At 53.5% G+C, this 25,954-nt stretch carries 26 protein-coding genes and 2 pseudogenes; 10 read left to right on the forward strand and 18 right to left on the reverse strand.

The window, feature by feature from the left end:
- Positions 1–9: 9 nt before the first annotated feature.
- Complete coding sequence (locus GOW09_RS20985) at positions 10–510, reverse strand: Dps family protein (protein WP_171120679.1); 501 nt, start codon at positions 508–510, stop codon at positions 10–12.
- A 259-nt stretch (positions 511–769) separates the two neighbouring features.
- Between GOW09_RS20985 and GOW09_RS20990 the strand changes: the two genes are divergently transcribed.
- Positions 770–940 (forward strand): hypothetical protein, encoded by a 171-nt coding sequence (locus tag GOW09_RS20990; protein WP_170791963.1) that lies wholly within the window; start codon positions 770–772, stop codon positions 938–940.
- A 239-nt stretch (positions 941–1,179) separates the two neighbouring features.
- On the opposite strand, the gene GOW09_RS20995 is transcribed toward GOW09_RS20990, so the two are convergent.
- The gene (locus tag GOW09_RS20995) at positions 1,180–2,154 is read right to left on the reverse strand and encodes an adenylate/guanylate cyclase domain-containing protein (protein WP_171120681.1); all 975 of its coding nucleotides are present in this window, start codon (positions 2,152–2,154) and stop codon (positions 1,180–1,182) included.
- 164 nt (positions 2,155–2,318) lie between these two features.
- On the opposite strand from GOW09_RS20995, the gene GOW09_RS22905 reads away from it, so the two are divergent.
- On the forward strand, positions 2,319–2,645 hold the full coding sequence (locus GOW09_RS22905) for a transposase (RefSeq protein ID WP_371808064.1): 327 nt from the start codon (positions 2,319–2,321) through the stop codon (positions 2,643–2,645).
- 234 nt (positions 2,646–2,879) lie between these two features.
- Here GOW09_RS22905 and otnC read toward each other — a convergent pair whose 3' ends face one another.
- The 7 genes from otnC to GOW09_RS21030 are packed head-to-tail and all read right to left on the reverse strand — an operon-like array spanning position 2,880 to position 9,203.
- A complete protein-coding gene (gene otnC, locus GOW09_RS21000) occupies positions 2,880–3,521 on the reverse strand; it encodes a 3-oxo-tetronate 4-phosphate decarboxylase (protein WP_171120683.1) in 642 nt (213 codons plus the stop codon).
- Entirely contained in the window at positions 3,518–4,795 is a 1,278-nt protein-coding gene (otnK, locus tag GOW09_RS21005; protein WP_171120685.1) for a 3-oxo-tetronate kinase, read from the reverse strand. Before otnK ends, otnC begins: the two co-directional genes overlap by 4 nt.
- On the reverse strand, positions 4,792–5,589 hold the full coding sequence (locus GOW09_RS21010; protein WP_171120687.1) for an N-acyl homoserine lactonase family protein: 798 nt from the start codon (positions 5,587–5,589) through the stop codon (positions 4,792–4,794). The genes otnK and GOW09_RS21010 overlap by 4 nt, the downstream gene beginning before the upstream one ends.
- Positions 5,586–5,873: a putative quinol monooxygenase gene (locus tag GOW09_RS21015; protein WP_171120689.1), complete on the reverse strand. Its 288-nt coding sequence runs from the start codon at positions 5,871–5,873 to the stop codon at positions 5,586–5,588. The genes GOW09_RS21010 and GOW09_RS21015 overlap by 4 nt, the downstream gene beginning before the upstream one ends.
- On the reverse strand, positions 5,873–7,384 hold the full coding sequence (locus GOW09_RS21020) for a tripartite tricarboxylate transporter permease (RefSeq protein ID WP_171120691.1): 1,512 nt from the start codon (positions 7,382–7,384) through the stop codon (positions 5,873–5,875). The genes GOW09_RS21015 and GOW09_RS21020 overlap by 1 nt, the downstream gene beginning before the upstream one ends.
- Before the next feature lie 4 nt (positions 7,385–7,388).
- On the reverse strand, positions 7,389–8,138 hold the full coding sequence (locus GOW09_RS21025; RefSeq protein WP_171120693.1) for a hypothetical protein: 750 nt from the start codon (positions 8,136–8,138) through the stop codon (positions 7,389–7,391).
- A 57-nt stretch (positions 8,139–8,195) separates the two neighbouring features.
- Entirely contained in the window at positions 8,196–9,203 is a 1,008-nt protein-coding gene (locus tag GOW09_RS21030) for a tripartite tricarboxylate transporter substrate binding protein (protein WP_152456629.1), read from the reverse strand.
- Between the two features lie 136 nt (positions 9,204–9,339).
- Here GOW09_RS21030 and GOW09_RS21035 point away from each other — a divergent pair, with 136 nt between their 5' ends.
- The 4 genes from GOW09_RS21035 to GOW09_RS21050 all read left to right on the forward strand — a co-directional run bounded on the left by GOW09_RS21035 (position 9,340) and on the right by GOW09_RS21050 (position 14,233).
- Positions 9,340–10,428, forward strand: a complete 1,089-nt coding sequence (locus GOW09_RS21035; RefSeq protein ID WP_171120695.1) for an isocitrate/isopropylmalate dehydrogenase family protein — start codon at positions 9,340–9,342, stop codon at positions 10,426–10,428.
- The gene (locus GOW09_RS21040; protein ID WP_171120697.1) at positions 10,425–11,456 is read left to right on the forward strand and encodes a Gfo/Idh/MocA family protein; all 1,032 of its coding nucleotides are present in this window, start codon (positions 10,425–10,427) and stop codon (positions 11,454–11,456) included. The genes GOW09_RS21035 and GOW09_RS21040 overlap by 4 nt, the downstream gene beginning before the upstream one ends.
- Positions 11,453–12,130 (forward strand): GntR family transcriptional regulator, encoded by a 678-nt coding sequence (locus GOW09_RS22910; protein WP_171120699.1) that lies wholly within the window; start codon positions 11,453–11,455, stop codon positions 12,128–12,130. The genes GOW09_RS21040 and GOW09_RS22910 overlap by 4 nt, the downstream gene beginning before the upstream one ends.
- 192 nt (positions 12,131–12,322) lie before the next feature.
- Entirely contained in the window at positions 12,323–14,233 is a 1,911-nt protein-coding gene (locus GOW09_RS21050) for a DUF3604 domain-containing protein (protein WP_254442770.1), read from the forward strand.
- Positions 14,234–14,442: 209 nt separating this feature from the next.
- Here the strand turns inward: GOW09_RS21050 and GOW09_RS22915 are convergent.
- Positions 14,443–14,595, reverse strand: a pseudogene (locus tag GOW09_RS22915) (adenylate/guanylate cyclase domain-containing protein); the annotation flags it as partial.
- Between the two features lie 259 nt (positions 14,596–14,854).
- Here GOW09_RS22915 and GOW09_RS21060 point away from each other — a divergent pair.
- Positions 14,855–16,387, forward strand: coding sequence for a phospholipase D family protein (locus GOW09_RS21060; protein WP_171120703.1), 1,533 nt, complete (start codon positions 14,855–14,857; stop codon positions 16,385–16,387).
- Positions 16,388–16,491: 104 nt separating this feature from the next.
- Here the strand turns inward: GOW09_RS21060 and GOW09_RS21065 are convergent, their stop codons facing one another.
- From GOW09_RS21065 to GOW09_RS21075, 3 genes are read right to left on the reverse strand one after another with little or no spacing between them, the layout of a single operon-like run.
- Positions 16,492–17,007 (reverse strand): CIA30 family protein, encoded by a 516-nt coding sequence (locus tag GOW09_RS21065; RefSeq protein ID WP_254442771.1) that lies wholly within the window; start codon positions 17,005–17,007, stop codon positions 16,492–16,494.
- Between the two features lie 50 nt (positions 17,008–17,057).
- Positions 17,058–17,510 (reverse strand): TspO/MBR family protein, encoded by a 453-nt coding sequence (locus GOW09_RS21070; protein ID WP_152456623.1) that lies wholly within the window; start codon positions 17,508–17,510, stop codon positions 17,058–17,060.
- Between the two features lie 13 nt (positions 17,511–17,523).
- Entirely contained in the window at positions 17,524–18,027 is a 504-nt protein-coding gene (locus GOW09_RS21075; protein ID WP_171120707.1) for an aggregation factor core, read from the reverse strand.
- A gap of 64 nt (positions 18,028–18,091) precedes the next feature.
- Here GOW09_RS21075 and GOW09_RS21080 point away from each other — a divergent pair, with 64 nt between their 5' ends.
- Entirely contained in the window at positions 18,092–18,295 is a 204-nt protein-coding gene (locus GOW09_RS21080) for a hypothetical protein (RefSeq protein ID WP_171120709.1), read from the forward strand.
- 454 nt (positions 18,296–18,749) lie between these two features.
- Here the strand turns inward: GOW09_RS21080 and GOW09_RS21085 are convergent, their stop codons facing one another.
- The 3 genes from GOW09_RS21085 to GOW09_RS21095 are packed head-to-tail and all read right to left on the reverse strand — an operon-like array spanning position 18,750 to position 21,467.
- Positions 18,750–19,730, reverse strand: coding sequence for a GTP-binding protein (locus GOW09_RS21085; protein WP_171120711.1), 981 nt, complete (start codon positions 19,728–19,730; stop codon positions 18,750–18,752).
- 14 nt (positions 19,731–19,744) lie between these two features.
- Positions 19,745–21,211 carry a guanitoxin biosynthesis MBL fold metallo-hydrolase GntH gene (gene gntH, locus GOW09_RS21090; RefSeq protein WP_216600366.1) on the reverse strand — a complete coding sequence of 489 codons (1,467 nt, stop codon included), beginning with the start codon at positions 21,209–21,211 and terminating at the stop codon, positions 19,745–19,747.
- A gap of 10 nt (positions 21,212–21,221) precedes the next feature.
- On the reverse strand, positions 21,222–21,467 hold the full coding sequence (locus GOW09_RS21095) for a hypothetical protein (protein WP_152456619.1): 246 nt from the start codon (positions 21,465–21,467) through the stop codon (positions 21,222–21,224).
- Between the two features lie 87 nt (positions 21,468–21,554).
- On the opposite strand from GOW09_RS21095, the gene GOW09_RS21100 reads away from it, so the two are divergent.
- The gene (locus GOW09_RS21100) at positions 21,555–22,889 is read left to right on the forward strand and encodes a hypothetical protein (RefSeq protein ID WP_171120712.1); all 1,335 of its coding nucleotides are present in this window, start codon (positions 21,555–21,557) and stop codon (positions 22,887–22,889) included.
- A gap of 599 nt (positions 22,890–23,488) precedes the next feature.
- On the opposite strand, the gene GOW09_RS21105 is transcribed toward GOW09_RS21100, so the two are convergent.
- The gene (locus tag GOW09_RS21105) at positions 23,489–24,595 is read right to left on the reverse strand and encodes an alkene reductase (RefSeq protein WP_171120714.1); all 1,107 of its coding nucleotides are present in this window, start codon (positions 24,593–24,595) and stop codon (positions 23,489–23,491) included.
- A 122-nt stretch (positions 24,596–24,717) separates the two neighbouring features.
- Entirely contained in the window at positions 24,718–25,314 is a 597-nt protein-coding gene (locus tag GOW09_RS21110) for a TetR/AcrR family transcriptional regulator (protein WP_171120716.1), read from the reverse strand.
- Positions 25,315–25,516: 202 nt separating this feature from the next.
- On the opposite strand from GOW09_RS21110, the pseudogene GOW09_RS21115 reads away from it, so the two are divergent.
- A pseudogene (locus GOW09_RS21115) lies at positions 25,517–25,954 on the forward strand (integrase core domain-containing protein); the annotation flags it as partial.

Genomic DNA, 25,954 nt, shown 5'->3' on the forward strand with positions numbered 1-25,954 from the left:
AGCCGCCCACTAGGCCGCAACAATCGCCTTGAGCATCCAGACTGCTTCTTCATGCTTGGCCATCCTGGCGTTCATCAGATCCTCTGTAGCCCCATCGCCATAGCGGGCGGCGGTCGCGGCAGTCTCACGCAGGTTTCGGGCGATCGCTTCATGGTCTGCAACCAACTGCTTGATCATACCTTCTGCGTCTTTGACCGTTTCTTCTTCGGTCAACTTTGCCTGGCTAACCATGTCAGTGAACGAAATCGGTGCCACCTGACCCAACGCGCGCACGCGCTCGGCCAATTCATCAGTGGCCTTAAACAGGTCACGATACTGACGCTCTGTCAGCTCATGAATCGGCAGGAAAAGCGGGCCGACGACGTTCCAATGTGTGCCTTGCGTTTTCACCATCAGGATCATTGTATCGGCCAGTATTTCCGTCACCGCGTTGGCGATCCACGCATTTTTGTCGATGCCTGTATCGTTCGTTTCTTCCTGAACTTCAGACTTCAAAACTTGCTGTATCATTTTCACTCCATTTCGTTTCTTACAGAGTAGAAACTAGGGGGAAAATGGTAAATTTCAAATAAAATCATATACTTATTATATGTATCCAACACATAATGAGGCGCTTCATGATCATGGGTATCCAGCCCAACATGCCAACATTGATGTAGACACACAGGCCCATTGCCATACATGCTTGGAGTAACTGACGTAAGCTACTGAGGTCATGCCAGTGTCTGATCAAAATCGACCACCAAAGCGCACTGAAAAACTGCAACTAATGCTCGACCTCGAAGAGCTTAAGGCCATCGATGATTGGCGGTTCGAGAACAGACTGCCATCCAGAGCGGCCGCCATTCGTGAACTTATCCGTCGCGGTCTGATTTCCAATGAGTTCGAAGAACCACCTACTGACGCGCCTTCCGGTGAGTTTCGTGTTGTGGACGAGTGACAGAAGCATCCACAGCGCATTTCGTCTTTGGAAGGACGTGACACTGAACCAACCGAACGTTCCGGCGCGCGAGAAATCGTATGCTGATCTTGTTGCATACTGCACACGTGACAGTAGGGCGATAACCGCAATCCACCGGAGTATTTTGGCGATTTTCTGTACTGTGCAACACAGTGCTTTGTACCCAACTGATCCGCGAGGACACTATTCGACTTGTCGGGTTAAGGTGAAGTCAACGCTCAGTTATTCCACTGGAGCCGATATAGAACGTGGTGTCCACGGAGACCTTTGAGCAGTCTGGGTTCTAGGCCGGAAAACGAAAACCCGGTCTGTCCGGCAACCATGGCGCGGGTCACATCTGAAACGAGTATTTCGCCTGCCACACCAGCCGTTGTAATGCGTGACGCCTTGTTGACCACGGTACCGAAAAAATCTCCACGTGATTGCACGACATCGCCAGTGTGAATTCCAATACGAATACCGAAAAACGGCTCTTCTGACACCGATGCAATGGCCTTCTGAATTTTGATGGCAGCCGCTAATGCCTCTTTCGCAGACGGAAAGACAGACAACGTTCCGTCTCCAAGCGATTTTACGAACTGGCCATGATGCTTTTCAATGATCGCCGACAAGACCCGGAAATGGTTTTCGATCAGCACCGACCAACGCTGATCACCCAACGCCTCTGCCAATGCCGTACTGCCCTCCACATCAGTGAAAAGTACCGAAGCTAAACCTTCGGTTTGGGTCAGCTCGGGCCCTTCATCGCGTGCGGCATCAATCAGTTTTTGGATGGCCAGCTGTTCCTTACCCACAAGTTCAATATTCGGAGTGGGTACTGAAGCGTGGCGATTGATGATCTTCCAGGCCGCTCCCTCCAGGACAAAAATCAGGACGGTGCGATAGAAGACGGCTTCGTCAAAGCCGACAAACTGAATCTTATGGACAAAGGATGACCATCCCGTTTCTCCGTTTTCGAAGGCTTCCGCTTCAATTTCTTCGAAAACGACCGGTGCCGGGATTTCCGCAAAAAAGCCGCTAACCCCATCACGAACGGCTTGCCCGCTCCAATACTCGCCTTCGCCGGTTCCAACGAACCGAAGTTCTTCTGCTTTCGACAGAAAGTTCCGCAATTCCTCAGTATTCTTCTTGGTTCTGAGAATCTTGTACCAACGCCTGGAAACTGCCAGCAGTTCAGGTGAGGAACGTATCATCGCAAGCAACCCGAGACGCTACATGGGAAGAGACTAAGAAGGCCTTGCAAACGGTATCCCCATTTTTCGAACGACGCAGGTCAATGCTGCCGCCGGGATTTGGTCAGATCAAGACTTTTGTGGCTCTTCAGGACATGACCTGAGCCCGTAAATCTCCTCCAGTTTTGCGTAGAGTCTGGTCAACTAAAGGACGGACAAGTGCACGTGGGATTCATCGGCGAACAGATCATTCAGATGATCAACGAACAAGAAGCCTGCGAGAAGACGGGGATGTTTACAAGCACTTTGGGATCAGCCAGAGCACCTTCCACAAATACAAATCGAAGTATGGCGGCATGGAACTGTCTGACGAGAAGCTGCGTGCTTTGGGTTCCGAGAACCGGCGGCTGAAGAAGCAGCTAAGCCGCAAGTTCCGCCCACAGTTCATCAAATACACCCCTGTATTTGAACCGCACGCTCCGCGGAAATCTATTATCTGTCATCTAAACTGAAGTTCCGGTCACCCGTGAGAAATGAGACATTGAGAACATAAGCGTTAGTCGGAGTCCGGTGCAGTATTTGCATTCGGCCAGCAAAGAACGCCCGCAATTGATAAGCCACACCGGGCTTAGGTGCCTCACAACCCGGCTTTCTTGCCATAGATTCCGTTCATTAAACTCAAGTTTAACGCCCATAGCCCTGCACGATTTGCCCAAAAGTCTGCAAAGTCAGTATTTTGCGTTGGATTAAATCCCTCCGAATGTCTCTTTGAGTTCTGCGACTTGTTCTGCATCCAACGTTCGGGTTGGCATACCCCGCAGTGCCACGAGCAACTTGGCCGTTTCTTCCAACTCTTCTGCTGCACAGACCGCTGAGAAAAGATCCTTTCCCGAGACTACGGGTCCGTGGTTGGCCAACAGTACAGCACTGTATTTACCGCTCAATTCGCGGATCAGGTCACCAGATTTCGGATCACCCGGCTTGACGTATGGAACAAGTTTGACCGTGCCGACGCGCATCACCACGTACGGCGTCAGCGGAGGAATACAATCATCTGGGTTGATGTCTTCCAGACACGACAGGGCGGTGGCCCAGGTCGAATGCAGATGAACCACGGCGCCCGTTTCTGGCCGCGTTTCATAGAAGGCTTGATGCAGGAAAACCTCTTTGGTCGGGTTGTCGCCAGAGACGTGGTTTCCATCCAAATCAATCTTGGCAATGCGCTCGGGATTTATATCTCCTAAAGTTGAGTTGGTTGGAGTCATCAGGATACCGTCGTGTAGACGTGCGGAGACATTGCCCGCAGTGCCGACGGAAAATCCACGCTCAAACAGCGAGGCACATAAATCCGACATCTGCTGCCGCAATACCAATTCTTCAGATTTCATGTGCCTGCCTCCATCATTCTGAGAGCCTTCAAAAAGAAGTTCGGAGCGCCAAAGTTTCCAGACTTCAACGCCAGCGCGATGGGTTCGGTTTTTCCAACGCTCAGGACCGGCACGCCCGGGTCAATCTCTGGCCCAACCGACATGGCAGGAGACCCCAGTGCCGCAGACACGGCTTTGGCGACAGCGCCCGACGTCTCCCCTCCTGCCACCACCAATCGCTTGTACCCCGTCAGGACAAGTTCTCGCGCGGTGTCTGCAAAGAGATTGTCCAGCTTTTCCGCTACTTCTTCCTGACCAAATTGGTTTTGGATCGCGCGCACATCTTCCGGGTTTCCCGACGAATATGCGAGCGGCGCCTGACCCAAGTGCGTTTCAAAGAATTCCAAAAGCGTTTGCGTGGTCACATCTCCGCAAATGACGCCCGGAACATCAATTGCGAAGGTCGGATGGGAACTCGCATGAACATCGATCTGCTCACGAGTAGCGCCTGAGCAAGACCCTGCAAGGATCGCCTCGGGCCCCGTGATACCGGGGAACACACTGCCAGCACTATTGGGTGAAGCCCCTCTCAAGAAGTTTCTTGGTAACCCCAGTGCTATACCCGATCCCCCAGTAATGAGCTTGGCATCCTTTAGAGTTTCGCCCCAGGTCAACAAATCTTCATCCGAAATCGCATCGCCAATCACAAATCGTTCGTCGGCGCTCTTCAAAGCAGCAGCAATCGCCTCGGATCCTTGCTTCACGGCGTCAATGGGCACCAACCCGACCGCTTCTTTGGTCTGACGCTGCAACCATCGCCGGATGTTGGCATCCGTCATCGGAGTAAGAGGGTGATTTTCCATCCCAGACTCGTGCAACAGCTTGCCGTGCACAAAAAGATGTCCCTGAAAAACGGTACGCCCCGTGGTGGGAAAGGCCGGACAGAAAACCACCTTTTGCTCATCCAACTCGTTGGCGAGTGCTTCCGCAACGGGGCCGATATTTCCCTCCATCGTGGAATCAAAGGTCGAGCAATACTTGAAAATGAACTGACCGCATCCTTGATCCGCGAGCCAGCGTAGGGAGCGCAAGCTATCTGCAACAGCTTCATCGACAGGTGCAGTGCGGCTTTTGAGAGAGATCACACCCGCTTCGATCGCCTCGTCCGCCGGGGTAGTTGGAATGCCTGTAAACTGAGCCGTGCGTAACCCACCTTCCGGCTCAACGCCCTTTGCCAAGGTGTTCGCAATATCACTCGCACCAGTGAAGTCGTCCGCTATGACGCCGATCTTCATAATTTGATGTCCTTCGTCGGCCCTGGATCCAACCTATGGATATGCGGCGCTGCTCCGACGGGATAAATCTCGCGCACAAGTGGATCGTGGCCGGGCACTATGAGTCGAGGATGCGAAGCCAACCTCTCGAGCGTCTCGAAACCGTCCATCATGTCCTGCAGGTCGACAACGATTGGAAAGGCTTTGCGCGCCATGAAATTCTCGTAGTAATGCGAGGCATCTGAGGCGAGTACCATCCATCCGCCTGACGTCCTTACCCGAACGCATTGCAACCCGCGCGAATGCCCCCCGATGCAGTGCACGGTCACCCCATCTGCTATCTCGGCTTCTCCGTCGTAGAATATGACGTGGCCTGAATAGAGACGCTTTACGACCTCGCAAATATGGCCCGCCGAGAAAGGCGCACGCAGATGGTCGTGGCACATACAGGGGCCCGTGGCGAAGGCCATTTCCGCCGATTGCATATGCAACTTCGCGTTAGGGAACATATGCAGCCCCCCCGCGTGGTCATAATGAAGATGGGTCACGATGACATCGGTCACCGCTTCGGGCGAAATACCCAAGGGCCGCAAAGCCTCGCGAGGGTCCGTCGCGATGGGACGACCCCGGGCAGTGGCCTCGCCGCTATCGTAACCAGTATCTACCAGAATGACTTTGTCGCCGCGTTTGAGCACCCAAACGAAGTAGTCCATCGCATGAGGCGCGTCGTGATTGTCATCGATGATGAAGCTATCAGCTCGCGTCCGGGCATTGCGATCTGCATATTTGACGGCGTGGATTTCCCAATTGTTCATCGAATGACCTCGGAATACTGGTGAACAACTTTGGCTTCTATCATATCAGCCACCGCAGCATCGAAGGACTTGAAATGCGGGCTTTCGAGGTGAACACCGAACGCGGCAGCGTCCTCATAAACTTCGTAGAGGAACACCGTCTCGGGATCGTCACCGAGGCAAACGTCAAACTGATGGCATCCGGGTTCTTCACGCAAAGAGGTTGAAGCGTTTTCGACCATCAGCGGTAAAAAGGTGTCTGTCGTACCGGGCTTGAGAGTGAAGGTGACAGTAACCGCAAACATCAGACAGAAATTCCTATTAGGCGTGAGAAAGCGCGCTTTGCGACAGGCAGTTGGCTGAGGATCAGACCAATATTGAGTACCAGAAGAATGGCCGCACCGGGTCGTGAAAAGAAGACCGAAAGATCCCCGTCCGACAAGAACAGCGACCGGCGGAAGGTTTCGTCAAACAGGCCGCCCAGAATAACGCCGATAACCAACGGCGCGATTGGGTATTTCATCAGGTTCATGAAATAGGCAACGGCACCCACACCAAGCATAAGGTAGAGATCATTGATGCCGCCACCAACGCTGAAAGATCCAATTGTTGTCAGAACCATAACGACGGGCAAGAAGATGGTCTGCGGGATGGCGAGTATCTTGATAAATACCCGAGCCGTGAAAAGCCCCATCAGGAACATTGTCAGGGATGCCAGCACAAGTATTGCAACCACGCGCAGAATGATCTCGGGGTCTATCGTCGGGCCTGGGATCACGTTGTTGATTTTGAAAGCGCCCATCAAAGCGGCGGCCGGTGGCGAACCGGGAATGCCCAACACCAAAAGCGGGATCAGAGCACCACCAATACAGGCATTGTTTGCAGTCTCAGAGCACAACAGACCTTCCAAAGAGCCTTTTCCGTATTTGTCGCCCTCGGCAGATACGGTCTTGCCGACACCGTAGCTGACCCAACCGGCGACATCTTCGCCAACTCCGGGAAGTGCTCCTACCCCTGTCCCGATCACGCCTGACCGGCCAATGGTCGGTAGGTAGCGCCGAATAGAGCGAAGGTTTGGAAGAATACGGCCTTTCAGAGCCAGAACTTTCCCGGCCTCAACGTGCCTCAAACCATCAATGATTTGCGGGATCGCAAAGGCGCCCATTAAAACTGGCACGACCTGAAATCCGCTCATCAGGTAAGACCAGCCGAAAGTATAGCGTGGTTCAGACAACAGAGGGTCAAGCCCCACCATGGACATCGCAAGCCCGATCAGACCAGCGATCCATCCCTTGATCACCAGGTCTTCGCTCATCAAAGTGCCAGAAAGCAGAATGCCGAACAGGGCCAACAGTGCTTTCTCTGGGCTTGCGATGTTCTTTGAAACCAAAAGCAGCGCCCAGACGAAAATCAAAAGCGTGATGGTCCCGATTACTGTGCCAATGAAACTGGCCGTCGTGGTGAGCCCTAATGCTTCGCCCCCTCGACCCGCTTTGGCTAGAGGGTAGCCATCCATGGCCGTCGCCGCGCTGGCTGCTGTGCCCGGTATATTCAATAGAATTGAGGGGTAAGAGCCGCCGTAAATCGCGCCCACATAGGCGCCGAGCAATGCGATGAGTGAATAGTCCAATGGGATCTTGTTGCCGAAGAATCCCGTCAGGATCGTCACGGCCAGGGTTGCCGTAAGTCCCGGCAATGCTCCAAATGCGATGCCCAGGAATACGGATGCGACCAAGTACAGATAGGTCAGCGGGTCCACTGCCAGGCCCACGAAAGCGGCCCCAAATCCAGCCAGTTGCGAAAGGATAAAGTCCATCCGGTCAGTCTTTCCAAAGCGGACGAAGCGTCACGTAATAGTGGTATTCGATTTGCTTGAAGATCAGTCCGCCGCGCGCGGGCACGTTCTGCCGGAATACAAAGGCCATCGCGCTTACAAGGATGAGCGGGGCAAGTATCGCCACCACTGGAACGAACCGCAAAACGCGTTCAGTAACCGCTTTGGTCAACACCACAAGTGTAAGCGTGACCCAAACGGCCAATGTAAACCAATCATCACCGTGTTCATTCCAATCCGCCTGAGCAGGAAACACGGCGAACGCAAACAAACCGGCAGCGACAACTGCGACACAGGCCACCAAAGCACGCCGCGCATGACCCCCGTAGTAGCCGTAAGTCAAAGCCGTGATCAGCAACCCAGAGCACAGAATGAAGTCCACTCGGGGAACCAGCCCGACGACATATGCAAGAAGGATCAGGCCTATTGTTGAAGCACGGTAGGCTTCGCACTTTTCCCATCCAATCCCCAAGGCACTGAACGCGTTTTGAGCTCCGCCCGAACGGACCGAAATAGCCAGCAAAACGAAGGAAAGAACAAGTATCCCGCCGAAGATGAATAACGGTACAATTGCAGCCGAGTTGTACCAGTCCGATCCACTTACACCGGCGCGGTTTTCACCCCAAAGTGGAATGTCCAATGTCTTCCAAAGGAAAAAGAGGGACACTGTGATAAGAACAATCGATGCCCAAAAATCGCGCGTCCGCAGGATCAGTGTTTCGTCAGGTTTGTCCATGGCCTGCCTCCTTCAGGAAAGGGCGCGATCGAACGCGCCCTTTCAAAATTGATCGGATTAGGGCTTCTCGATACCCAGCGAGGCCGGATCGACAGTGGCAGCACCAAGGTCCTGCAAGGTATAGGCAAAGGTAGCTTCAAGGTTCGCAAACAATTCTTGAGCTTCTTCGCCGTGCTGACCGCCGACATCGTAGTTGTTTGCCGCAGCCCATTCAGCGACGGTGTCGGACGCAATCGCCTGCTCGAACGCATCGCCAAGCGCAGCCTTTACGTCATCTCCGGCTGAACTGTGAACTGCAAACCCGATGGCCTGTTTGAGCGGCAGATACTGGTCGAGCCCGTCGTAGATGCCAAAGGCAGATGGCACCGTTGTGCCTGCAATCTGCGCATCTTCGGGCGTCAACATTGCGAGCGGTTTAAGTTGACCGCCCTCAATCAACGGAGCCTGTTCAGCCAGTGAAGTCACAACCAACGCAACTTCACCCGCTATCGCCGCTTCCTGCCCGGGTGCTGAGCCTTTGTAGGGAACAAATTTGAATTCTGCACCGGACCCTTTTTCGATGGCCAGAAGGTTCAAGTGGTGGATCGAACCCGCACCGGAAGCCGCCGCTGGAATAGTGCCAGGGGCAGCTTTGGCAGCGTCGACCAGTTCTTCCAGCGTATTGTAAGGGCTGTCCGCTGGAACCGAGATCAGATCAGGTGATCCGCCAACAATGAACGGGTACCAAAAATCAAATTTCTTGTCCCACCCACCCTGCACAGCAGCGGTGACGTTCGACTCTGACAGACCAACCAATGTGTAGCCATCGTCTGGTTGGTTCATGACATAGACCATGCCGTTGGAACCTGCGACACCACCTGTTTGATTGATAACATTGATCGAGACCGGAAGGTGTTTTTCCATCTCGGCCATGATCATTCGGTTGATCGTGTCCGTGCCGCCACCGGCCCCCCAGACCACAGCTGTGGTGATATCACGATAGGGATAATCCTGCGCGGCAGTTGCCCCTGCGATCCCGGTCGCCATCACGGCTGCGGCCGCTAACCGCCCTAGCTTTAGTTTCATTTCCAAGTCCTCCCAAAACAACTTCGCGTTTATTGTTGCATTTATTTGCGTATACATTAAAGAATGCATTGTCAACGGACTGTAGTGGAAGCTGCTATCGCGCTATGAATGCAAAACGGGAAGGAAGCGGGCCAAAATGAAAAAGACTTACGATATCGCGGTTTTCCACGGGGACGGGATCGGCCCGGAAATTATGGCGCCTACGCTTGAAATTTTGCGCCATCTCTCGCGCGGTAATCCGACCTACGAGTTGGCGTTTACAGACGCACCAGCAGGCGCAGGCCACTACGCCAAAACTGGAGAATCTTTCCCATCAGGATCACTCGAAACTGCACGCATGGCCGACGCGATTCTGCTGTCAGCAATGGGTTTACCGGATGTTCGATATCCTGACGGAACCGAGATTTCTCCACAGATAGACCTGCGAAAGCAGCTTGGCCTTTTTGCTGGCGTGCGTCCGGTAAAGGTAAGCAGCGGACAAATGACCCCCTTGGCGCTGCCTCCCGGAAAAGAGATCGACTTTGTCTTGATCCGTGAAAGCACCGAAGGGTTGTTCTTCACCCAAGGAACGGGCGAAGTCACGGAAGATGAGGCGCGTGAAACCCTGCTGATCACCCGAGAGGTATCCGAAAAGCTATTCTGCTTTGCGTTTGATCTCGCCAACAACCGCAAGGCGTCCGGTCGCGGCCCGGGGCGAGTAACCTGTGTCGACAAAGCCAATGTATTCCGCGCCTTTGCATTCTTCAGATCAATCTTTGACGCCGAGGCCGCACGCCATCCCGATTTACAAGCAGACCATGCTTATGTTGATGCGACCGCCCTCTGGATGGTCCAGAAGCCTTGGGAATTCGATGTTTTGGTAACTGAGAATATGTTCGGAGATATCCTCTCTGACCTTGGTGCAGGTCTTATGGGCGGTCTTGGACTGGCTCCTTCAGCAGATATCGGATTGAACCACGCCGTGTTCCAACCCTGCCACGGCTCCGCTCCGGACATTGCGGGACAGGGTGTTGCCAACCCTTTTGCAATGTTCCTGTCCGCGGCAATGATGCTTGAATGGTTGGGCTTGACCCATGATCACCCGGAACTGTCCAGCGACGGCGCTCGATTGCGCGAGGCCGTAGAAAAGGTGGTGGCGAACGGTCAAAACCTGACGCGAGACTTGGGCGGCAAAGCTGGAACTCAGGAAGCGGCCTCAGCGGTATTGGAAGCATTGCCGGCATGAGTACTAAAGAAGCCATTCGGGTCGCGTGTGTAGGTGCGGGATACTTCAGCAAGTTCCACTACGAAAGCTGGTCAAGAATGCCTGGCGCTGTTCCAGTTGCATCCTGCAACCGTGATATCAAAAAAGCGAGGGAAACAGGGCTGGCGGCTTATGATGATCTATCGAAAATGTTGGAGGCAGAAGAACCAGATCTCGTGGACATCATCCTTCCTCCTGTGGCGCAGGCCGAGGCCATCCGCACGGCACTGCGGTTTGGTATCAAGTGGCTGATCTGCCAAAAGCCATTTTGCTTGTCTCTGGGTGAAGCGGAGGAGGTTGTTTCCGAAGCAGATGAGGTTGGCGCAACTATTGTCGTACACGAGAACTTTCGCTTCCAGCCTTGGTACCGCGCAATCAAGGAAGCGATGGCTGAAGGTCGAATTGGAACGCCTCTACAAGCGACTTTCCGGCTTCGGCCCGGCGACGGACAGGGACCACGCGCCTATCTTGACCGGCAGCCCTACTTTCAGGACATGCCGCGTTTCCTCGTTCATGAAACAGCGGTTCACTGGGTAGACACGTTCCGGTTTCTGTTTAATGCGCCCAGCGCGGTTTATGCCGACCTGCGTCGAGTGAACCCCGTTATCGCAGGCGAGGATGCAGGTTACATCTTGTTTGATCACCCCAACGGCTTGAAAGCTCTGTTCGACGGGAACAGGTGCCTTGATCACAGTGCCGAAAACCTGCGCCAAACCATGGGCGAAGCGCTTATTGAAGGAACGAAAGGATCGCTGGTTCTTAACGGCGACGGTTCAGTTGAACTGCGCGCTTTTGGAAAACAGGAGCGACAGCAGATTCTACCTCCGAGCGATCACGAAGGATTTGGAGGAGACTGTGTCCACGCCTTGCAAAGTCACGTCATTTCGGGCCTTCTACGGGGCACGCTGTTGGAAAACACGGCCCGAGAATATTTGGATGTGATCCGCATAGAAGAGAAAATCTATCTCTCGGCTGCGGAGGGACGAAAGATCAACCTGGAGACGCCGTGAAGGATCAGGACGCAAAAACTCTTTCCAATACACAACGTGCAGTAAGGGATTTGCGGCGGATGATCCTATCCGGCGAACTTGCTGCCGGAACTGACCATCTGGAATCGGAACTCGCCGAGACCCTTGGCATGTCCCGCACCCCGATACGGGAAGCTGCGCTGATGTTGGAAAGTAAGGGTTTGCTGGAAATGCGGCCCCGGAAGGGCGTGCGGATACTGCCTGTTTCATCCGATGATATGCGTGAAATTTACGACATATTGACGGAACTCGAGAGTCTCGCAGCACAGCGCGCAGCCGAAGCAGGTTATTCAGATGATGAACTGTCGGTACTTGCTGGATCGATTGCAAAGATGGACCAAGCCATCGACGCCGAAGACCTTGAAGCCTGGGCAGAGGCCGATGAGCTGTTTCATCAGGAACTCGTGCGTTTAGGTGGCAACAAACGGGTCGAAGCGATTGTGGCCATGATGAGCGACCAGGTTCGTCGCGCACGCGCAACGACACTGTTTATCAGGCCTCTACCAGTCAAATCCAATGAGGATCATCGTGTTGTTTTCCAAGCGATAAGTGAAGGTCGGCCGGATGTGGCGCGTGAACGCCATCGAGAACACAGGCTCCAAGCCAAGACTATGCTTTGTGGGATACTCGAGAAGCATCGGCTCAACAGCCTTTGAACCACTTGGACGGCTCTTCGAAAGTTCATTAAACCGCTAGGACCACGGGATAACTTGCTGCGCCCGGCTCGTTGCAGCCATTTGGTGAAGTTCGCCGAGGGTCTACTCCTCAAGTGTAGAAGACATTTATTCTCGGCCGGAAATACTCCGTACCGGAGTTGTGTTATGATGCCTCCAATTATGGAGGAAAAGTTGTTTCGCTATGTTTTGCCCGTCGCTCTCATTTTGGGGAACCCAATCCATGCTCAGGATGCAATAAACCCGTCTGGGCTTTCTGGACCTTCTGGTCGCCCTTATTCACCTTACGCTGAGCGTGCGTATCCAACTCAAGTCTATTTTGGAGACACCCACGTTCATACTGGACTGTCCGGGGATGCTGGCGGCGGCGGGACACGCCTGATGCCGCGAGATGCTTATCGGTTTGCGCGTGGCGAAGAGGTGATCTCAAACACGGGTCAACCAGTAAAACTTTCGATACCTCTCGATTTCTTCATGATTACAGACCATTCGGATGCGATGGGAGCAATCACCGACATCATTGGGGGTGCACCCAACATCCTGGCGGATGAGCAAGGCAGATATTTCCACGAGGAATTCAACAAAGGTGGGGAAGCCGCCTTGGCAGCTGCGCTTGAGCTTACCGCGGCATTTGCTCAAGGACAGGTTTCCCCTGCGCTGAACTATCAACCCGGCAATCCCGCTTACGCCCGTGTTTGGGACGACATTATTGATGCCGCGGAGGAGTACAATGACCCAGGCGTGTTCAGTACCTTCATAGCCTATGAATGGACATCTCTCGTTGCAGGGAACAATTTGCACCGAAACGTGATATTTCGCGACGGCCCTGAGCTCACAAGGCAGATACTGCCTTATACAACGACGCCCCCGGTAGGCTCACCAAACCCTCGTGATCTTTGGAAGTGGTTGGAAAACTATGAGCAAACAACCGGCGGGCGTGTGCTTGCTATTCCGCACAATGGAAACTTATCGAACGGCTGGATGTTCCCGCTCGTTGACGATTTCGCAGACGGGGTACCGTTAGATCCCGCATACGCAGAAGCGCGAAACAAATGGGAAAGGCTATATGAACCAACCCAGATAAAGGGGGACGGTGAGGCCCACCCGTTCCTTTCACCTGATGATGAATTTGCTGACTTCGAAACGTGGGACTTCGGTAACCTTGATGCTTCGGTTCGAAAAGAGGCGGATATGCTGCCCGGCGAATATGCACGATCCGGGTTGCTTCGCGGCCTGTCACTTCAAAAAATTTTTGGGGTGAACCCTTTCAAGTTTGGTTTGGGTGGGGCCAGTGACACGCACACAGGTTTGACCGCCCCTGACAACGACAATTTCTTCGGAAAATTTACCGGCTACGAGCCCAGCGAAGAACGGAGCCAACATGTCAGCAAAACGTATGCTGACGGGACTGTTGCGCTGCGCTCGTCGCAATATATTACCGGCGGTCTGACAGCAGTATGGGCCGAAGAGAATTCCCGCACAGCCATCTGGGATGCGATGCATCGGCGTGAAACTTACGCAACAACAGGTCCCCGAATGCGCGTCCGTATGTTCGGTGGATATACTTTTACCGAAGAGGATGCCTTGCGGCGGGACTTGGCGCTTGTGGGATACACCAAAGGTGTGCCGATGGGTGGCGATCTTGGCCCTGGGGAAGGCTCTCCTACTTTTCTGGTATACGCGCTTCGTGATCCGATGGGAGCAAACTTGGATCGAATCCAGATCATAAAGGGTTGGTTAGATGCAGATGGAGAGCAACGGGAAAAAGTCTACGACGTGGCCTGGTCCGGTTCCCGCGAACCAGATGCCGCTGGTAAGCTGCCATCCGTAGGCACCACAGTTAATCTTTCAATCCCCTCGTGGACCAACACGATAGGTGCTTCTGAGTTAGGAACCGTGTGGCAAGATCCCGACTTTGATCCGTCAGAAAGCGCGTTTTACTACGCCCGAGTGATCGAAATTCCGACACCCCGCTGGACGGCGTATGATGCCGTTAAGTTTGGAATACAAATGCCAGACAATGTCCCATTGACAGCGCAGGAACGCGCATACACTTCGCCAATTTGGTACGCACCTGACCAATAGTCCGAACTTGCTGACTGTTCTGCTTTTCGCTCTAGGCCCTCATACACTGCGTCGAATACTTCAAGTATTTCAGCCTTTTTTTGAGGTCGCTCGATTGGTCATAGTGCATGGATGCCGAATGGATCGGAGAAACCCTTGATCATGGTTCCACCAAATGTGTCCAACACATAGGCCGCCACCGACAGATCGAAGACTTCTTGATCAATCAATTAAAGGCTTCCGGTTTTCTGCGTCTCTGTCCCAAGGTAAGCAGCAAGGTTTACGGTCGATCCGATACAAGTATACGTCGCCCAATTATCCGTACCGGCATAGCCCGCGACGACTTCGCCAGTCGCTATTCCGATGCTGATTTTCAGGTCACTTTTCCCTTCTGAGCGCCGCTCGTGAACTTACATCTCAATCATGATATGCATTTGATGTCCTTCCTACACTGAGCTTTGCGCAAAGTTCGGCGGTGGCTGCGGAACTCCGAAACCGTCGCCCAGCATCAGACTGACAATTCCGCCATTGCTGGTATGCGAAATCAACACTGACAAACGAAACAACCTCGGGTTTCATAGAACAAACTTGCAATCGCATGGTCCGGCGTAGTCACCTAGGGCATACGGTTGGAGGAAGCCTATGGCGCAATGGAAGTTCGTGATTGGGGTTTGTTGCGCGCTGTTTCTTGTCGCTTGCGCTCCAAAATCCCGTACATATGAAAAGACAGCATCGGCTGCGCTGCCGGCGAATTCGGGCACGGCTCTGGGCCAGGCGGCCGATCGCTTTGGAGACCCCAAAGACGGTCGGTCAGGCATCAAGCTGATCAGTGATGGAGAAGAAGCGCTTGTTTCACGGCTGCTTTTGGCGGCTGCTGCCGAGCGAACGATAGACGCGCAATACTACCTTCTGCACAACGACCCAACAGGTCACCTTTTTGCAGCCAGTCTTTTGCAGGCAGCAGATCGGGGTGTTCGTGTCCGATTGTTGCTGGATGACATGGACACGTCCAGCTATGACGCGATGACGGCCGCGTTGGACAATCACAAAAATATTGAGATCAGGCTATTCAATCCATTTTGGCGAGATCAGAGCCTTTTGATTGCGGGTATCACAGATTTCAAACGCATCAATCGAAGAATGCACAACAAGTCCATGACGGCAGACAATGTGTTCACGATTGTGGGTGGAAGAAACATCGGTGCCGAGTACTTTCTGGCACGGCAAGAAATGAACTACGCTGATCTGGATGTGCTGGCCGCAGGCCCCGTTGTGCGCGAGGTGTCGCGTAGCTTTGACTCTTACTGGAACAGCGAGTTCGCCGTTCCGGCACGTGCGGTCGTTGGGGAACCCGAAGAATTTGACCTTAGCGATGCACGAAGCAGGTTGAAGGAACTGGTCGAAGAAGCGAAGCAAACGCAGTACGGCGCCGCCCTCAGAAAGTCAGCACAAGAGAACTTCGCAGATGGAGCCCTGTCACTGGATTGGCTGCCTGCGAAACTATATGCTGATCCACCTTCAAAAGCGGCGGGTCTGGATAGTTCAGACCCCGTTCTGGCATCTCAATTGCTTCCGTATTTTGAGAATGCCCGCAGTGAGGTGAATATCGTGTCCGCCTATTTCGTGCCGCGCAACAACGGCGTGAAATGGTTGGCCGAACTCGAGAGGCGCGGGGTCGACGTAAAGGTCGTAACCAATTCACTTGCGTCTAACGACGTCGCACCCGTTTACGCACACTACGCTAAAAAACGCCGAGCACTTTTACGCGGTGGAGTAGAACTCTACGAACTGCGACCCGACGCTTATCAAGTTCAACGCCGCGGGATTAACTGGGCTCAATCGCGATCAGGCCTACACTCCAAGGCATTTGCGGTTGATGACCGATACTTGTTCGTAGGGTCGTTCAACTGGGACCCCCGGTCTGTCAACATCAACACCGAGATGGGAATTCTGATTGACTCGCCAGCATTGACTGCACAGACGATGGGTGCCCTAGACGACGCGCTGCCCGCATACACATATCACGTCACACTCGAGCAAGCTGGCCAGCTTAGATGGACGACAAGAGATGATGATGGCAACGTCCTTGAATATGAATCCGAGCCGACAGGATCAGCCTGGGATCACATAGTTTCCGGTTTCCTGAGTATTTTGCCAATTGGGTCGCAGCTTTAGGTCTTTTTGACAAATAATCTGATGGCATGTCGCCCTTTTTGGGGGCGCGGCTACACCGAAAGGGGGACGCCCAGACGTATTTCTGGCCATCGCCCGGGCGACCTTCAGTAAAACCCAATCTCGCTGACATCCACACGGGCCTCGTGATCGCGCCCATAGGCTACAACTCCAACCGAGGTGATTTCGTCAGCGACGGGAATAGCGCGCAACATGGCACCTGAAGCCTTGAAGGCTGACAAAGGCAAAGAGACTTCGGTCCAGTCTTCTGAAGTTGGAAACTCGGCCTGGTAGTATTGCCAAGGAAGCACGGTGCCACGTGTCCTGAGGTGAACAAAGTATTGCTCGCCGTTACCCCGGACCAACAGCCTTACGCCCGATACGCCCGCATCGGGCCGATCAGGCAACTTGTGTCGAAACTGGATGAAGCCGCCGTTGTTTTTTGTACTAACGGTTCCGGTCAGATGCGCGAATGCGACATCACCTTCCGTACGAAACTGCACTTTCCCTGAAGAGACGCCTCCCATGACTGTGTCCGCAACATAGTCCCAACGCGTCTCCGGAGACTTGGAAAAGTCCTCAGCAAGGTTTTCATCAGCCTGTGCCATTGTAGATCCGAGCATAACAAGCCCCGAAAAAAGCCCAAAGAAGTTGGCACGCATGTTGTTCCTTCTCAGTTCAGTATCGCAATAGAAAGATTAAGCGCCGTGGCAAATGCGACCCATGCACAATACGGCAGGAAGGCCAGCGCGGAGACTGGATCCGAGTTCCTCACCCGAGCGATGAACACGAAGATGACAGCCAGCAACGCAACAATGACCACAAAGGCAACCCACGGCATTTGCAGTACGAAAAAGGTTGGTGACCACAAAAAGTTAAGCCCCATCTGCGCCCACCACAACTTCATGGCGGCCGAGCTCCGGTCTGCTTCGAACTGGCGCCAGCCCGCCATCGCGATCAAAACATAAAGCGCCGTCCAAACCGGGCCAAAAATCCAATTTGGTGGATTGAAAGCAGGTTTAGAAAGTTGCGCATACCAATCACCGGGTGCGGTTAGTATCCCGATCAGGATGCCGCCTCCGAGCATGAGCACAAGAAATGCTATGCGGATCAACCAGTCCGACATTGCCGGGCAGCTCTCAGCAATCCTTGGTCATCACGTTGACGAACGCTTCGGAAGAGAAGGTCGCAGTATTGGTCTCATCCGAGGCAGTATATGACACCATGGCGCCCTCGATCTCCGACCCAGAAACAGTGATTTCGCGTTGCCCAATGGTGTCATCTACATCGATGGTAAAAGCGAGTTGTTCCCCTACCGCGAGGGAGGCGATCTCAAGTTCAATTGTATTTTGCCCGTCCACGACCGAAGGAAGCTGACGTAGTGCGTCAGCACCTTCAACGAATTCGAGAGGTTGAAAAACCTCCACGCCCGCGCCTTTTTCGGTAACGTCGAAAATCAAACGTCCGGCAGATTGCGACAAGTCAATTTTGACGGTCGAGGCTACGACGTCGCACGTTCCGACATTTGTCAGAACAAAACGGTCCTTTGGTGCGCCCTCTACGAAGCGTATTTGAACACCAGCTTGAAGCGAAGTGGCTACGAAAAATCCAAGGGTCGCAGCGATAATGCTGGGTGGAAGCATTCTTTTCTCCTTGTTAAGATGGGACTTGATAAATACGCCTCGGCGGGTGTCTTGGATCAGATTAATGCCTTTTGCCTATCGTGGTTCAGCCAATAATTGCTTTCGAAGTTACGGCTACAATCGCGCCTCGGAGATCAAGTGCGGCCTCGATGAAATGCAGGTGGCCAAAAACTTCGACTGCCACGGGTGGATCGTCGGAATCGCTCCCAAAGTCCCTGATAAGAAGCTCCGCACGCAATTCACCGGGAACATTGGCGTGCAACACTGACGCGCAGTGCTTTGTTCCGACCTCGCCTTACTTTGTTAAAACACTGACGTCACCCGCTGCATGGCTTCCAGATTTTCCTCGGTTGAAAAAATATAGGCATCCTGAATTTGCCCCTAGAACCCCAGAAAAGGAGATTTGAAACCCGAGGTAACGCCTCGGGCCCGTAGAAAGCAGAAAACAACTCGGCATCTTGTCCTCCGGCTGAACACGGCAATCCGGGTTCTGGGGCGGCATCTTCAAGTTCTGGACCTGAGAGGTCCTGCGCGCATACAGCCGTGCCCGATAATACAAACGCAGTGGCAGGTGCGGGCCATGTGATCGCTTGAACCAATTTCCCAATCTGTTTCAGCAATCAGGTGTTTCTCCTTATTTGGTCCTTGGCGCTGCGGGTTTTCGAGCGGTTACGAGTTGGAATTTAAGAATCACACGCAAGCAAGTTTGGTCGAACTTGCCGCTATGCGGTCGCCAATAACGCATCGGAAAGCTCGTATTCTGACAGGGCACCCGGTGCACCTATTGCAACAAGCCTTGTTTCGCGTTTTCGGTGGCCCCATGCCCCATCCCTTGCGATGTCCATACGTTTTCCAACGACCTGAACGAGAATGCGATGATCCGGGTCTTCCTCGCTAAAAACAAAACCCTTGAGGCGATAGACATCGCCCGGAAGCTTCCGAATTGCGTTCCGGAGAGAAGATAGGCTTATCGGGCGTTCAGCTTTCATCATGGTTGTTGAGAAACTGTCCGAGTGATCAGAGTGGTCACAACCACAATCTGGTCCATGTTCGTGATGATCGGGTATTGTTGTTTCGAGCTGTTCGGCGGCAAAGCGACCAACGGAAAGAAGTATATCCAGTGGGACGTCGGCATTGACAGCTTCGACCAGGCGATATCGACGGAAGCGAGACCCAAGCCAATCGTGCACCTTCTGAACAGCTGCCCTGTCGACGAGATCGACCTTGTTCAAAATAACCATGTCCGAGAACGCGATTTGACGGAGCTTCAGTTCCATTTGTTCCGGCGCAGCAAATAGCTGTTCCGCATCGACAAGACACATTAGGCTGTCCAAGCGGATCATGTCCCGAAACTTCTGATCGGTAAATGTCATCGCGATTGACGACGGGTCGGACACTCCACTTGCCTCAAGGATGATGTATTCCGGCTTCTCAGGCCGGGCAAGTACGGCTTCCACCGTTTCGATCAGGTCATCTCGTATCGAGCAACAAACGCAACCATTAGCCAGGCTCATCACATCATCTTCGAGGCCGACTACAAGATCGGCATCGACATTGATGGATCCAAAGTCATTTACCAGAACCGCAACCCGCAACCCGTGATTGCCTGTCAGGATGCGGTTCAGAAGCGTTGTCTTACCGGCTCCTAGAAAGCCGGTAAGGATCGTTACGGGGATCGCAGAAGTCGAACCAAATTCAATCATCGTTCGATCTCCTCTCAGTCTTCATCACGCGTGCCGATTACATCCGAAACTTTGATGGTAAAGTCCTGCGGCCAGTCCCCGCCGGGTGCTCGGAAAACGTCAGTTGGGTAGTACTCGCGTGGATCAATCTCCATATCTCTGTACTTCTGATCTTGCTGATCTGCTCGGGTGAGCCTCGGGTTCGGTAGTGTGATTTCATCTGGAAGCTCGATACGTCCGGCCTCGGCTGCCGCAGCTAGTTCGCGGAATGGCGGAACGGTACCGGATTTTCCGGGCAGTGCAGCTTTCCTGTACCAGATTGCATCCTTGGTCACGTTCACAACGGCTACATCGAGACCCCATTGGAACAGACCGTCGTAATGAGCGCGAATACCAGCCAGCATTTCAGCGTCGATGTCTTCGTCCTGGGTATAGTGTGTCACCATTCCCAAACGCGGCCTTGTGTCAGCAAAGAGCTTACCCACGGCATAGTGGGAGGTGTGATGCGTATCGATAGTGTAGTTAAAGAGATCTTGTGGGATACCATATTTGTAGGTCATCAGCTGACCAATATCCTGTCCCGACATTTCGGTTACAAAGACATCAACACCTTCGCCGTATTTACGTGAAAGCTCATCCGGGCGACCATCGCCGGTCCATACAAAGCTCAGCCCGTTCCAATCGAGCCGATAGCCAACCGCACCGTCCTTGGCGTGGCTTCGTGGCCAGGACCGAACAGTCACGCCATCTTCGTCATAAACGATGCCGCCTTCCTGACGGAAATCGAATTCGTTGACTTCGATCTCGTAGCCGTCCCCAATCGGGAACACATCAAAGGCCTCCAGATGCCATTTGAGCATCTGTTGCATGCCTTTGACCATTCCGGCGGTCCCAAGTTCCGGTGTCCGACCAGAGGGACCGTGAATGCGCAACGGCGTGTAGCCACCCGACCAGGCACGGAACGGGTAAATATACGGAATGTCGGCATAGTGGTCGACATGCAGGTGAGAGATGAAGATGTCGTTGATCAGTTGCCCAGGTACTTGCATGGCAATGATGTTGCGGACACAACCGGATCCAAAATCGAAGAAGAACCGCTTTCCATTCCCCAACTCCACCATGATACAAGTACCCGCCTGATCTTCGCGCGGTGGATACGGTGTTGAACCACAGAATGAGATGCGCATCTCATCTGGCCCCAACTCCTCACTCAGTGGAAAATAGTTCGCGTTTGAACCGGTCATGTACTTCGTCGGGCGGAAGTACTCTGGCAATGATATGCCGCCTGCGGGTCGACCGCCATATGGGTTCTTGAGTGTTTCTCCCAGGGGGCCGTCTCCTTCGTGGGCCTCGGCACTTCCTGCCGCAAACCCAGCTGCCCCTGTCGCGGCCGCTCCAGTGGCCAAGCCCTTTAGAACACTCCGCCGCGACGGGTCTTCGATTTGCTCTGTTGGTTGCCCCTGTTTGTTGTCCAGGTCTTTCCCAGTGTCTTCCTTAGTCATGGACCAGTCCTCAGTTAGAAGTGTTGCGAAGGCTTCGCTTCACCATCCGGCGAAGCTCGTTGATCAGCTCAGATTTGATGTGGGTCCATTCCGCGCGCTCTGGGGCTGGTATTGATGTGTCATCCAACAGTGCCGATACTTTCTTCAGGTCTTCGATTGCCTCGCTGAGCAACGCATCCGTTTCGTTAAACCCTGAGAGCGCATCGGAAAGCTCTGGAAGCTCGTCACTCAGTTCCCAAGTCACTGGATTATCCATGGTTCCCACTATCTATTCTCAGATCAAGATGAGTGCGGTTGACGATGCAGGCCAAGTGAGTCACCGTGAGTTGGGGGTGAGTTTGCTTTGAACCAAGCTAATGAATTGCCGATAGATCCAGATATTGCACCGCCATCGCCGGAGCTTGTCCGACAGGCACTTCAGAGCGTTGTTTCAAGCGTCGCGTTCCAGGCTTCGCCGCGACTCCAGCAATTTATTACTTACGTGGTCGAAGAAACTCTCGCTGGTCGCGGCGCCCAAATCCGTGGCAAAGCAATCGCAGTCGAAGTTTACGGTCGAAGTATTGATGGCACCGGTGGCCGAAATCTCGTTCGCGTTGAAGCCAGACGGCTGCGTCGACTGCTTCATGAGTTTTATGAAGATCAATGGAACGGCAAAGGGGTTCGCATTTTTGTTGATCCGGGTGGATACAAGCCACGGTTTTCGCAAAAAAATATGACAGCAGACGACACTTCAGAGGTACCGAGTAGCGATGTGCCTGCCGAACATCCGCGTTTGAAAAAAATGCTGCCGTTTGGACTGGGTGGCCTTGTACTGATTGCTGGAATTGGCTTTTGGCTGGCTCAAGATAGCAATGTGGTTTTGCCCCCAACCCAATCCCTAGGGCAGGCTGAAAGAGCAGCGCTTGGTGAGCAGTCCTTGACGAGACTTCAGGCGGCTAACCTTGCGGATCAAGCCAGAGGCATGTTTTTTCCTGTTTTCGATGTCAAACGACAGCAAATAGCATTGGGAATGTTCCAGCATGCCACAGAGTTGGACCCGGCACTTTCCGATGGCTACGCCGGATCGGCACAAGTTCTGGCGACTTTGGCTATTTTGGCCCCGGACACAGCGCAAAGAGATGACCTCATCAGCAAGGCTTCGGAGATGTCGGGAAGGGCGCTTGATCTGTCTCCGACAGATGCCTGGGCAAACGGCGCAAATGGTTGGGTATTGGCTGCCCAAAATAATCCAGTCGAGGCTAAGAAATATGCAAGAATGTCCGTCGAACTTGCTCCGAATGATGGTCATATCCTGGATCTTGTCGGCATCACAGCCATCCTGGCTAACGCACCGGAACTTGCTGCCGAGGTTAGCAATCCCGAAAGACTAAGGTCAGGATCGGGCCGCTTTGGCGCACGTAATATTTGGGGTGTATCGCAGCTTATGCTCGGGAATTACGAAAAGGTTGTCGAAGCATTTCAAGGCGCGCCCGCTGCCGGTGCGCCCGTAAGTGCTCCGTCGCTCCTATTCCAGGCCGTTGCGCAGGATCAGCTGGGACATTCGCAAGAAGCACAACGACTGGTCACTGAAATGCGCAAAACGTGGCCTCAGTTTCCATCGGAGTTTCTCGCCGGCAGGATCTTCCACAATGATGACGCAACGCGGCAAGCGATACTTGATACTCTGACTAGATACTGATCAAACACGTCGTATCGCAGCCGATGCAAAGTGTTCTAGGGTCAATCCTTGATGTCACATTCAGAGGTACAATGCGACGTTGAACTCGAATGATTGGTCTTGGTCCGAAGGCTTTACAGCGTTGAACGCCATTGCAGATTGCAAGAATTGGCGAATCCGGACGACTTTGCACAGCCCGCTTTCTGCGCATCGGAGACATTTGCGAAAGTCCAAGCAAGAAAGGCCGCATAGAACCCAAGGTACCTAAGGAGGACCTTTGCGGGATTCAGCAACGCAAGGGGCCGTAACCGCAAAGACTACGCCAAAAGACTGAATTGTTTTGCACGATTTACTTGCGACACTGCTCGGCTCGAGAAACGCGTTCAATTGATTGTAGTCACCGCACATCTTCCTCAACTAAAACCGGGCGCCCCTCAATCAAGGATGCATCCTGATTGGATACATTCAACCCTGATCATATGGCAGCAGTTCATTTGCAGGTTTGTGACAGGCCCTCGCCTTAAGAATAGAGATCTCCGTAGTTGCTGGGTGAGCGCGTCCAACCCGGCGCGCTCACTTTGCTTGGTATAGCCCGTCGCTAAGGGGTTAAGAGCGATGTATCACTCTGCAGCGACCGCTTCCTCTTCCAGTGCCGGATAATCGGTATACCCTTTTTCATTGCCGCCGTAGAGAGTGGTTGGATCGAGCTCATTCAGTGCGGCGTCTTTCTCCAGCCGGTTGACAAGATCCGGGTTGGAAATAAACGGCCGACCAAAGGCCACCAGGTCGACGGCGCCGGTCTCAACTGCTTCAATCGCCATGTCTCGGTCATAAGCGTTGTTGCCCATTTTCACTCCGTCAAACAGTTCATAGAGCGCCTTTAGGTCACCACCTTCAGGAATATCGCGCGGGCCGCCGGTCTGCCCTTCTACGAGATGGAGATAGGCCAACCCATAGCTATTCAACAATTTGATCGCATGCGAGAACGTCGCCTGTGGGTCGCTGTCGGAAATGTTGTTAGCGTCCGAGAACGGGCTGAGGCGGACACCGACGCGGTCGGCACCCCACACGCCGACAACAGCGTCCATCACCTCTTTCAAGAATCGCGCTCTATTCTCAACAGGACCACCGTATTCGTCTTCACGCTTGTTCGACCCGTCGCGCAGGAACTGATCGATAAGGTATCCGTTGGCTGCATGGACCTCTACACCGTCGAAACCAGCCTCCTTGGCGTTTTCCGCAGCCCTCCGGTAGTCCGCAACAATGTCAGCAATTTCTTCGATGGCCAGAGCCCGCGGTTCAGAAGTTTCAACAAACTGCTCACCATCAAACGTCTTGGCCTTAGCGCCAATTGCGGATGGCGCAACAGGGGCTTCACCACCCTCCTGCAAGCTGTAATGCGAAATCCGACCCACATGCCAAAGCTGGATCACGATCTTCCCGTCTTTGGCATGGACGGCCTCAGTCACTTTTTTCCAGCCGTCGATTTGCGCTTTGGAATAAATGCCGGGCGTCCAGGCATAGCCTTTGCCTTGGGGCGAGATTTGCGATGCTTCCGTGATGATCAGACCAGCAGCTGCCCTCTGCGCGTAGTACTCGGCCTGCAATTCATGGACACTGTCATCCTCAGCTCTTGCCCGGTTACGGGTCAGTGGCGCCATTACAATTCGGTTCTTCAGCTCGATTGCACCAGCTTTGATGCCAGAGAACAGTTTTTCATCAGCCATTGCTGCTTCCTTCTTTGGTAAACTTCGTTCAGATATTATTGGACCAACTAGTCCAATATTGCGCTCACTGTCTCTTGTTTGAGTTTGTGTTAGGTTTCATTTCGTTATGGTGGCGGGAGACCTTATGGCGAAATCACCAACCGGGCTTGTTTCAGGGTTTGCGATATCTGCTCAGCGGGAACGCCCGCCTTACGCAAGGCTAGCGTGCCAATGGCAAGGGAGGCATAGGCGCGCGCCCTGTCGAGCGCCAGACTCGGATCTGAAGGCTCAAGCGCTTCCGCAATAATTTTGTCAATGCTCTCCAAATGGTGGCGTCCGAGATCGGCCACTTCATCATCATGCGGGGCAAGCTCGGTAAGGCAGTTGATCAGCATGCAGCCGTCACGACCTCCTTGCGGATTCGCCAAGGCTTCCATTATCGCGCCGACGGGGTCATTTCCACCCGCGTCCGCGACGTCGCGCAAAGCTTTCAAACCACGTCTTGAATAGTGGCTGAGGGCTTTGCGAAACAATGCCTGCTTGTTTCCGAAGGTTCCATAAAAGCTGGAACGGCTCAAACCCATGGCCTTGGTCAGATCGTCCACCGACGCGGCCTCGTAGCCCTTGTGCCAAAATACGCACAAGGCTTTTTCCAAAGCATCGGCTTCGTCAAAGGCACGAGGCCTACCCGGGCCTGCGGGCGACTTGATGTCGGCAATTGGAAGGGTTTCTTTGTTCATGGCATAGATGTGGAATGATCAGTCCAGAATTTCAAGGGACCAGTCAGATAAAGCTGTTCAACCGACTTCATTCGCAGGTCTGTTCGGCAAAGGAACTTGCTAAACCGTGATGTAGGGACGCGCATAACGCTGCATTCCTAACATTGATTTTATTCAGAAAATCTGGGGGTCTTCGCCCATATTTTTACGCCGCCGTTGACACTTCCGGGCGCTGAACATCCTTGATGAGCACAGTCGGGAATGCCTGGCGATTAAAGTGAAGCGCAAGCTGAACTCGGTCGATGTGATCGATGCCCTAACGGATCTGTTCATACTGCGGGGTGCACCCCGCTTCATACGTTCAGACAATGGGCCAGAATTTATCGCCCAAGCCGTCCGAGACTGGATCGCCGCAGTTGGCGCGCAGACGGCTTACATTGAACCTGGGAGCCCTTGGGAGAACGGATACTGTGAAAGCTTCAACGGCAGGTTCAGGGACGAGTTGCTCAACGGTGAGATCTTCTACAGCCTGCGCGAAGCTCAAATTCTGATCGAACAATGGAGGAGACACTACAACACAAAGCGGCCCCACAGTGCACTGGGCTATCGCCCGCCAGCGCCCGAAACCATCATACCAATGGATCGCAGGCCGACAATGCAC

This window comes from Ruegeria sp. HKCCA5463, assembly GCF_013034175.1.
Classification (GTDB): domain Bacteria; phylum Pseudomonadota; class Alphaproteobacteria; order Rhodobacterales; family Rhodobacteraceae; genus Ruegeria.